A 9,533-nucleotide genomic window follows, 5' to 3' on the forward strand; every position below is an offset into this window, starting at 1 on the left:
CAGGGTGGCCCGCCGCAGGGGCCGCGTGCTGCGGGAAGGGCCGCCGGCGTTTCCGACCGGCTTGCGCGCTCTGGTCTCGTGCGTGGTTACCGCGACCTGCCGGCGCTTCGCGAAAGCGTGCTGGCGCTCACTATCGTCAACCATCCCCAGTTGCTGCTGGAGGAATATGACGAGATCGCCGCGATCGATTTCGAGAACCGCGACCTGCAGCGCTTCTGGTCGGCGATGTTGCCGGCAGCCGCGACTGTGGGCGCCAACCTTTCGCGCGAATATCTGATGCAGCGGCTTGCCGGCGAGGGGTTTGATGTCATCCTGAAGTCGCTGGACCAGCAGGTGCGCAACGCGCGGCTCTGGACTGCGACCGAGATCGCCGCGCTGGAGGATGCCCGCGAGGGGTATCGCCAGGCGCTCTCGTTGCACAAGCGCACCAAGGCGCTCAGGCTCCAGAAGATCGATCTGGAGCGAGAAATCGCCGAAACGACGGAAGCGGGCGATGCCGGTGAGATCGAGCCGCTACTGCGTGCGCTGTCGGAAGTCCAGCTCGAAATCCTCCGTATGGAAAACCAGGAAGCGATCATCGACGGGTTCGGCGTGCTTTCCGGCCGGGTAAAGGGGGCGGCCGTCAGCCACGGCTGAGGGACCTGCGGCTGGTGAAATCCTGCCCTTGCCGAATGATGACGTGGCTCTATCCTATGCGGCATCGAGTCGCTTGAGCGGGGAGCTTGATGCGGATTACCGGAAGCTGTCATTGCGGCAATATCGCCTTCGACGCGGAGGGCGAGTTCGATACGGCGATGGAATGCAACTGTTCTTTCTGCCAGCGCAAAGGGGTGTTGCTGGCCTTCGTTCCGCGCAGTCAGTTCCAGCTCGCTACCTCGCGGGAGAAACTATCTTCCTACCAGTTCAACAGGCATGTGATCACGCATTACTTCTGCGCCTATTGCGGCATCGCGCCGTTCAGTGAGGCGACGATGCCGAATGGTACGGAGATGGCGGCGATCAATCTGAGATGCGTGCCGGAAATCGACATTGCTACACTGACGGTAACCCAGTATGACGGCGCTTCCCGCTAAGGAATATGCCGGACCAAAAGCATAAACCTTTATGTCTAGGCAAACCCTTGTCTTTCAGGGCCTGCCGCCTACATATCGGTTAAATCTGGTGAGCGTACCCCTATTAGACCCCCTCAAAGGGCATATTTTCGACTTTTCCTGGGTATGACCTATGGAAAAGCTTGACGGAACGTTAATTTGTGGGAATCACCATTTCAGGCAAAATAGGCGGAGTGGGTCAATAGCACCGAACATGACCGGTGATCCTCTAGTAGGACGGTCCTGAGTCAAAAACGGCCGCCGAATGGTAATCGGGAATTAAAGGTCATTCCGTTACGTGTTGGACAGTGATTCGCGGCAAAGGCGGTCAAACCCGTCTTCAGCCGGTGGCCACGAAGCGCGGCGAAAGTGGCGTTCAGGGAAAGTGACTAAATACATGGCAACAAAAGTCAAAGAAAACGAAGAAGCTGAGAACGAACGCGAAGGCTCGCACGACGGTCCGCTTCTCGACCTTTCTGACGACGCCGTCAAGAAGATGATCAAAGCCGCCAAGAAGCGCGGCTATGTGACCATGGACGAGCTGAATTCGGTCCTTCCGTCGGAGGAAGTCACCTCCGAGCAGATCGAAGACACGATGGCGATGCTGTCGGACATGGGCATCAACGTCGTCGAAGACGAAGAGGCAGAAGAAGCCACCGCCAGCGACGATGATGCTGACGGCGATAGCGACGATAACGAGAGCGAAGGCGGCGAAATCGCCACCACCTCCAGCACCGCGCTCGCGACTGCGAAGAAGAAAGAGCCGACCGACCGTACCGACGACCCGGTGCGCATGTATCTGCGCGAAATGGGCTCCGTCGAGCTTCTGTCGCGCGAAGGCGAAATTGCGATCGCCAAGCGCATCGAGGCCGGCCGCGAAACGATGATCGCGGGGCTCTGTGAGAGCCCGCTGACCTTCCAGGCGTTGATCATCTGGCGTGACGAACTGAACGAAGGCACGACGCTGCTTCGCGAGATCATCGATCTCGAAACGACCTATTCTGGTCCCGAAGCCAAGGCTGCGCCGCAGTTCCAGAGCCCGGAAAAGATCGAGGCCGACCGCAAGGCTGCCGAAGAAAAGGAAAAGACCCGCAAGGCTCGGTTCTCCGCGGCCAATGACGACGACATCACCGCCGTCGGCGGCGAAGGCATGAACCTCGAGGAAGAGGAAGAGGACGACGACGAGTCGAGCCTTTCTCTTGCCGCGATGGAAGCCGAGCTGCGTCCGCAGGTCATGGAGACGCTCGACACGATCGCCGACACCTACAAGAAGCTGCGCAAGCTGCAGGACCAGCAGGTCGAGCAGCGTCTGGCGGCAACCGGCACGCTGTCGTCTGCCCAGGAGCGCCGTTACAAGGAACTCAAGGACGAGCTGATCACCGCGGTGAAGTCACTGTCGCTCAACCAGAATCGCGTCGATTCTCTGGTCGAGCAGCTTTACGACATCTCCAAGCGCCTGATGCAGAACGAGGGCCGCCTGTTGCGTCTCGCCGAATCCTACGGCGTCAAGCGTGATAGTTTCCTCGAACAGTACCAGGGTGCGGAACTCGATCCGAACTGGATGAAGTCGATCGCCAATCTGGCCGCCCGCGGCTGGAAGGAGTTCGCGCGCGCCGAGAACACGACGATCCGCGATATCCGCCAGGAGATCCAGAACCTTGCAACGGAAACCGGCATCTCGATCGCCGAATTCCGCCGGATCGTCTCGATGGTGCAGAAGGGCGAGCGCGAAGCGCGTATCGCCAAGAAGGAAATGGTCGAAGCGAACCTTCGCCTCGTCATCTCGATCGCCAAGAAGTACACGAACCGCGGTCTGCAGTTCCTCGACCTCATTCAGGAAGGCAATATCGGCCTGATGAAGGCGGTCGACAAGTTCGAATACCGTCGCGGTTACAAGTTCTCGACCTATGCGACGTGGTGGATTCGTCAGGCGATCACCCGTTCGATCGCCGACCAGGCCCGCACGATCCGTATTCCGGTGCACATGATCGAGACGATCAACAAGATCGTCCGCACATCGCGCCAGATGCTGCACGAGATCGGCCGCGAGCCGACCCCGGAAGAACTGGCCGAAAAGCTCGCCATGCCACTCGAAAAGGTCCGCAAGGTCCTGAAGATCGCCAAGGAGCCGATCTCGCTCGAAACCCCCGTGGGCGACGAAGAGGATAGCCATCTCGGCGATTTCATCGAGGACAAGAACGCGCTTCTGCCGATCGACGCTGCCATCCAGGCGAACCTGCGCGAGACCACGACCCGCGTCCTCGCCTCGCTGACCCCGCGTGAAGAACGCGTGCTGCGCATGCGCTTCGGCATCGGCATGAACACCGACCACACGCTCGAAGAAGTCGGCCAGCAGTTCTCGGTCACCCGCGAACGTATCCGCCAGATCGAGGCGAAGGCGTTGCGCAAGCTGAAGCATCCGAGCCGCAGCCGCAAGCTGCGGAGCTTCCTGGATAGCTGAGCGGTTTCAGCGGTTGGAAAATCAGAGACCCGGTTTGCGAGAGCAGGCCGGGTTTTTCCGTTACAGGAGGATGCTGCGCCCGCCGAGGGCGTTTGCCGCGGAAGCGAACCGCTTGTCCAGCGTAACGATTTCCGCGCCGGCTTCCATTGCGACGGCGAGATGCAGTGCGTCGCCCGAGCGGAGGCCAACGTCGATATCGTCGGCGAGCCGCGCGGCCGCGACGAAATGGCGAGAGAATATCGGGAGTATTTCGAGGGATTGAGAGGCCATGCGATTGAACCCCGCCAGTGCCAGTTGCCGCAGTTCCTGAGGCATTCGTTCGTGTCTCGCTTTCACCGAGAGTGCGGACGAAAACTCGGTGATTGTCCACTCGCTGACGAGAGTTCGCCGGTCTCCGTTCTTCACAAACCAGTCGAGCACTCTTTCGACGGATGTCTCTCCCACCAGCAAAGCAATCAGGGCTGATGTATCGATGTAGAACATCAGTAGCGTTCGTCGTCCCTGAAACGTCGCATGAATGTTCCGGTGTCTTCACTTTGCGGAGGCATTTTCTCCCGTATCGCCTTGAGCATCTCGAAGTCGATTGGCTGCTTTTTCGACCGCGGTGGCGCCAGCTGCGCGACTGCCAGTCCATCGCGTGTAATCTCAACCGTCTCGCCTCGGGCGACGCGGTCAATCAATTCGCCGAGTTTTTCTTTTGCTTCCGCCAGAGTGATCGCAGTCATGGTGATCTCCTGATCGTTCCCTGCAAATATACGTCCGAAGCGCCGTTTCCGCAATCAATGCCCGACCGAACCGGAAAACACGTTGACCACCACGACGCCGGAGATGATCAGGCCGAGGCCGATCATGGCGGCGGTATCCAGGGTCTGGCGGAACAGGATGAAGCCGACGGCCGAGATCAGCACGATGCCGAGGCCGCTCCAGATCGCGTAAGCGATGCCGACCGGCAGGGTGCGCAAGGCGATCGACAGGAGATAGAAGGCGATCGCATAACAAAGCCCCATCAGGATGGTCGGCAGGGCGCGGGTGAACTGCTGGCTCTGCTGCAGGAAGGTCGTGCCGATGACTTCCAGCACGATTGCGCCGGCGAGCGAGCCGTAGGTGACGATTGCCGGGTTCATTTTCGTTACTCTTGTTTCGTGAGGTTGTGCAGCCGGTCGCGGAGTTCGGCGAGTTCTTTTGCCGGTAAACCATCGGCCTCCATGAGATTGGCGAGCCAGATGCCATCCGCCGCGTAGCGCGCGAGCTTGAAGGCCGGATGATTGTCGGTCTGCGCATGTTGCGCGAGCCGATCGCGCATCCATTCCGACCAGATTTGCCTGAGCCGCGCGTCGGTCATGCAGGAGATCGACAGCGCCGCCCAGGGGCTTTCAGGCCCATCGCGGGTCACCTGGAAAAAAGCGTCAACATAGGCACGCGTGAACCGGCCCCGGTCGGTTTCGTCCTCGCTCATCAGCCGGTCGATTTCCATATCGAGCTTGCCGAGCAGGTCTTCGAACACAGCTTCGATCAGCGCCTGCTTGCTCGGGAAATGGTGCAACAACCCGCCCTTGGTGACGGAGGCCGCGTCGGCGACCGCCTGCAGGGTGAGGCTGCCAAGACCTTCGTCCACGGCGCAACGCGCCGCATGATCCAGAAGGGATCTCCGCACCTGTTCGGGCTGCTTTTCGCGTCTGTGAGCTTTTGACATAAGAAAACATACCGTATAGTCGGTTTGTTTGCAATGACAAACTCCTTCCGAATCCCATGGGAGAGGGGCGGCAGCGCAACTCGCTCCCGGAAAGCTGGATTTTGCGTTGTTTTGATCACTCGGGGACTCGATCCGGCCGGCTTTCCATCTTACATCCGCTGCCATGACGGATTTATCTGGAAAGCCGCGCGGCGACATAAGATGGGGCATCCCTGCCTCCATCCTGGTGCATGTCGTTTTCGTGGCGGCCCTGTTCTTGCACCTGCCGGCCGATTCCACCGAGCCGCAGAAGGAGGAGACCGTCCAGGTCGAAATCGTGCCTCCGCCGGAAGAGCCGGAACAGCAGAAGCCCGAGGAAAAGAAAGCCGAGGAAAAGAAGCCGGAAGAGGCGAAACCGGAGGAGAAGAAACCTCCGGAACCTGCAAAGCAGGAAGAGGCCAAGAAGGCGGAGCCGCCGCCGCCCGAGCCGCCGAAGCAGGAGGAGGCCAAGAAGCAGGAGCCACCTCCACCGCCTCCGCCGACGCCTGAGGAAAAGCCCGCCGAGCCGCCGCCGTCCGCCAAGGAGGCCAAGGAGGCCAAGGCGGAGCCTTTGCCGGTTCTGCGCCCCGTCTTCGAATTCGGTGAGAAGGATGCCGGGCCGAAGAAATCTCTGACCGGTAATGCATCGAAGGATACGACGAACCCGCCTGCCGAGAGCAAGGCGGATGCGAAATCCGACGAACCGGTAAAACAGGCAAAGGAAGCGCCTACAGTCGTGGAGGCACCACCGGCCAATCCGGTGCCTGACGATATCCAGTTACCGGAGGTCGGCATTGCGGCAGCCAACGGATTGCAGAACGGCCCGGTGGCCGGCACCTCGCCGGACGCGACCAAGACCGAGATCGTGACGGCGCCGCCAACCGCGTCGCCCAAGAACGACCCCTCCAAGACGCCGACCGCCGGCAAGCCGGTCGAACTGACGGAGGCAAAGACGCTGTTTTCGCAGAGCGAGACGGACGATGCAATTGCCACGACGGCGATGGGCAGCATTCCGCGCGGCGTGCGCGCGGGGCAAATCTGCGCCACGGAACTGACCTTTCAACTGTGGCATGCGTCTCCGCCTTATCCGGCGGACTTGGTGCGCCCCTATCGGCTGCCGAGCGGATCGGTTCTGGAGGTCAAGCGCAGTGAGTTTCGGGCAAACGCGCAATGGTATGACCTCAGCTTCCGCTGCGAGGTCAATGAGAACGCCACCAAGATCGTCTCCTTCGCATTCAAGGTAGGCGCTCCAGTTCCGCGAAGCCAATGGCGTGCACGCGGCTTCCCCGAATGACTATCGGCTGATCCGCAAATGTGACTTGGGTAGGGATTCACCCTTGGTTGACCGGCAGATTGCTGCGACTATGTTTCACCCAGTTTGCGATGAGGCCTGCCATGAAAGCCATGTTCTACGATGCCTTTGAAAAGGCGCCGGTAATCCGCAATGTTCCCGATCCGGAGCCGACATTTGACGGTGTCGTGGTCAAGGTCGGCGCGAGTGGGCTGTGCCGCAGCGACTGGCATGGCTGGATGGGGCATGACCCGGATATCCGCCTGCCGCATGTGCCGGGCCATGAGCTGGCCGGCAAGGTGGTGGCGACCGGCAAGGGCGTCATGCGCTTCAAGATCGGCGATCGGGTGACGGTGCCGTTTGTGTCGGGCTGCGGCCATTGTTCTGAATGCCATTCCGGCAACCAGCAGGTTTGCCCCAACCAGTTCCAGCCGGGCTTTACCCATTGGGGCTCGTTCGCCGAATATGTGGCGATCGACTATGCCGACACCAATCTCGTGCACCTGCCCGAAGAAATCGACGATGCGACGGCGGCGAGCCTCGGCTGCCGGTTCGCGACCTCTTTTCGAGCGGTTGCCGACCAGGCCCGCACCGGGCCTGGCGACTGGGTCGCGGTACATGGCTGCGGCGGCGTCGGCCTGTCGGCGATCATGATCGCCACGGCGCTTGGAGCGAACGCGATCGGCATCGATCTTTCCGAAGACAAGCTGGCGTTCGCCCGCCAATGCGGCGCGGTCGCAACCATCAATGCGAGCACGGTCGCCGATGTCGTCGAGGCGGTTCGCGAGATCACCGGGGGTGGCGCGCATGTGTCGATCGACGCGCTCGGCCATCCGGTCACCTGCTTCAATTCGATCAAGAATCTCCGCCGCCGCGGCAGGCATGTGCAGGTCGGGCTGATGCTCGGTGAGCACGCCACGCCCTCGATCCCGATGGCGCAGGTGATCGGCCACGAGTTGGAAATCTATGGCAGCCACGGCATGCAGGCCTGGCGTTACGACGCGATGCTCGCCATGCTGAAGGCCGGCAAGATGAAGCCGCAGCAGCTGATCGCCAAGCGGATCAGCCTGGAAGAGGCAGTGCCCGGCCTGATGACGTTGGACAGATCCGAAACGCCGGGCATCAGCGTGATCACCACGTTCTGACGGGCGACGCGGCGATTGTTCGCCGTCGATGGCCGGAGCATTCCGCTTCGGCCGCTTGGGTGACGGTTTGGGGCGCCCTATATCGAACACATGCGTCGAACCCGAAAGGACGAACCATGAATGTCAGGGCACAGAAAATTCCAGGGCCGGATCATCCGATCACCGTCGAGCATAACCCCTCGCGGGTGGTCGTGAAGCTCGGCGGCAGGGTGATCGCCGACAGCGTCAATTCGCTGACCTTGCGCGAGTCCTCCTATCCGCCGGTCCACTATATCCCGCGGAAAGATGTGGATATGTCGCTCCTTGAGCGGACCGACCACCAGAGTTATTGCCCGTATAAGGGAGAGGCTTCCTATTTCAGCATTCCGGCTGGCGGCGAACGTTCGAAGAATGCCATCTGGTCCTATGAGAACCCTTACGAAGCCGTCTCCGGGATCAAGGAACATGTCGCCTTCTATCCGGACCGGGTCGATTCCATCGAGGAACTTGGCGCGCCTGAAGCAGGTCAGTTCTGACAGGCGGATGGGCGGTCGAGGGTGCGCTTGCCGCCCTTCGGAGCGTGTGCGGGAGAAAACCTGAGGGGTGAAGAAAAATCCTCTGCCCTTGTCGACTACGCTGTTGTTCCCACGTCCTTGGGGTGTGACCCAACCAAGGAGGAAAACCATGCCTTATGTCGACGGGTTTATTCTTGCCGTGCCCAAGGCCAATCTCGAACGCTACAAGGACATGGCGCGCGTTGCCGGCGCCGTGTGGATGGAAAGCGGCGCGTTGTCCTATGTGGAATGCTTAGCCGACGACGTGCCTTATGGGGAACTCACCTCCTTTCCGCGGGCCGTGCAGGCCAAGGAGGACGAGATCGTCATCTTCTCCTGGATCACCTATGAAAGCCGGGCCCGCCGGGACGAGATCAATGCCAGGGTGATGAAGGACGAGCGGTTCTCCGGAAACGAATGGACGCAGGTCTTCGACGGCAAACGGATGATCTTCGGCGGCTTCGAGCCCTTCCTGACATTGTAGACCGCCGGTGATAGGAGTGCCGTCTCACTGTCGGCGCTTCTATTTCTGCTGCTGGCGCCTTCGCCGATAAAGGATCCCTCCATGTCCCAGACCGTGATTTCGATCTCCACAAGCGGCCAGGGGCTCTACGAATTCACCGACGCGGCGCAGGACTTTTTGCGCCGCATGCAGGTGGGCGAGGGGCTGCTTACGGTGTTCGTGCGTCATACGTCCTGCTCCCTGATCATTCAGGAAAATGCCGACCCGGATGTCCGACGCGACCTCAAGACCTTCTTCTCCCGTCTGGTGCCGCCGACCACCGATCCCCAAATGCGCTGGGTCACCCACACGACCGAAGGGCCGGACGACATGCCGGCGCATATCAAGGCGGCGTTGACCGCCACCTCGCTCGGCGTTCCCGTCCAGGACGGCCGGTTGATGCTCGGTACCTGGCAGGGCATCTACCTCTTCGAACATCGCGACCAGCCGCATGTCCGCCAGGTCGTGCTGCATCTTTCACCATGATTCCGGCTTTAAGCAGGATATGAATACCGGCTGAATGACCGGTTAGGATGTTGTTCAGACCCCTTGGGCTAGGGTCGCGCCAATCGCTGGGGAAGGCGAGAACAATTACCTTGGGGGCCGCGAAACCCGGCCCGGATTTCGGAGAACCATTTTATGACCAGCATGATTGTCAAAGCCGGCGCGGCCGCTCTCATCGCCTTCACCGGCCTTTCCGCAACGGCCCCGATGGCCGCTGCCGCCGGCCCGGACTTCGCCATCCAGGTGCAGTATCGCGACCGTGACCGCGATTGGCGCCCGGATCGTGGCGGTGATC

The 9,533-nt window shown here is 60.7% G+C and carries 11 protein-coding genes and 1 pseudogene; 8 read left to right on the forward strand and 4 right to left on the reverse strand.

Annotated features, from left to right (window positions below; genetic code table 11):
- The 3 genes and pseudogenes from MOV63_RS31145 to rpoD all read left to right on the forward strand — a co-directional run.
- Positions 1-636: pseudogene (locus MOV63_RS31145) on the forward strand (DNA primase); the annotation flags it as partial.
- 89 nt (positions 637-725) lie between these two features.
- A complete protein-coding gene (locus MOV63_RS31150; protein WP_247039579.1) occupies positions 726-1,073 on the forward strand; it encodes a GFA family protein in 348 nt (115 codons plus the stop codon).
- Between the two features lie 415 nt (positions 1,074-1,488).
- Positions 1,489-3,552 (forward strand): RNA polymerase sigma factor RpoD, encoded by a 2,064-nt coding sequence (gene rpoD, locus MOV63_RS31155; protein WP_038544121.1) that lies wholly within the window; start codon positions 1,489-1,491, stop codon positions 3,550-3,552.
- 60 nt (positions 3,553-3,612) lie between these two features.
- On the opposite strand, the gene MOV63_RS31160 is transcribed toward rpoD, so the two are convergent.
- From MOV63_RS31160 to MOV63_RS31175, 4 genes are read right to left on the reverse strand one after another with little or no spacing between them, the layout of a single operon-like run.
- Entirely contained in the window at positions 3,613-4,035 is a 423-nt protein-coding gene (locus MOV63_RS31160; RefSeq protein WP_247039581.1) for a type II toxin-antitoxin system VapC family toxin, read from the reverse strand.
- Positions 4,035-4,277 (reverse strand): type II toxin-antitoxin system Phd/YefM family antitoxin, encoded by a 243-nt coding sequence (locus MOV63_RS31165; RefSeq protein ID WP_247039583.1) that lies wholly within the window; start codon positions 4,275-4,277, stop codon positions 4,035-4,037. Before MOV63_RS31165 ends, MOV63_RS31160 begins: the two co-directional genes overlap by 1 nt.
- A 54-nt stretch (positions 4,278-4,331) precedes the next feature.
- The gene (locus tag MOV63_RS31170) at positions 4,332-4,664 is read right to left on the reverse strand and encodes a DMT family transporter (protein ID WP_405029407.1); all 333 of its coding nucleotides are present in this window, start codon (positions 4,662-4,664) and stop codon (positions 4,332-4,334) included.
- 17 nt (positions 4,665-4,681) lie between these two features.
- Positions 4,682-5,410, reverse strand: a complete 729-nt coding sequence (locus tag MOV63_RS31175) for a TetR/AcrR family transcriptional regulator (RefSeq protein WP_309500857.1) — start codon at positions 5,408-5,410, stop codon at positions 4,682-4,684.
- Here MOV63_RS31175 and MOV63_RS31180 point away from each other — a divergent pair.
- From MOV63_RS31180 to MOV63_RS31200, 5 genes are all read left to right on the forward strand, one after another.
- A complete protein-coding gene (locus tag MOV63_RS31180; RefSeq protein ID WP_247039586.1) occupies positions 5,409-6,557 on the forward strand; it encodes a DUF930 domain-containing protein in 1,149 nt (382 codons plus the stop codon). The genes MOV63_RS31175 and MOV63_RS31180 overlap by 2 nt on opposite strands.
- Before the next feature lie 101 nt (positions 6,558-6,658).
- Positions 6,659-7,699, forward strand: coding sequence for a zinc-dependent alcohol dehydrogenase family protein (locus MOV63_RS31185; protein ID WP_247039588.1), 1,041 nt, complete (start codon positions 6,659-6,661; stop codon positions 7,697-7,699).
- Positions 7,700-7,815: 116 nt separating this feature from the next.
- Positions 7,816-8,214: a DUF427 domain-containing protein gene (locus MOV63_RS31190; protein ID WP_247039590.1), complete on the forward strand. Its 399-nt coding sequence runs from the start codon at positions 7,816-7,818 to the stop codon at positions 8,212-8,214.
- 148 nt (positions 8,215-8,362) lie between these two features.
- Positions 8,363-8,716 carry a DUF1428 domain-containing protein gene (locus MOV63_RS31195; RefSeq protein ID WP_247039592.1) on the forward strand — a complete coding sequence of 118 codons (354 nt, stop codon included), beginning with the start codon at positions 8,363-8,365 and terminating at the stop codon, positions 8,714-8,716.
- An 81-nt stretch (positions 8,717-8,797) separates the two neighbouring features.
- Positions 8,798-9,220: a secondary thiamine-phosphate synthase enzyme YjbQ gene (locus tag MOV63_RS31200; protein ID WP_247039593.1), complete on the forward strand. Its 423-nt coding sequence runs from the start codon at positions 8,798-8,800 to the stop codon at positions 9,218-9,220.
- Positions 9,221-9,533: the final 313 nt, after the last annotated feature.

The organism is Neorhizobium sp. SHOUNA12A (assembly GCF_023006505.1).
GTDB lineage: Bacteria > Pseudomonadota > Alphaproteobacteria > Rhizobiales > Rhizobiaceae > Neorhizobium.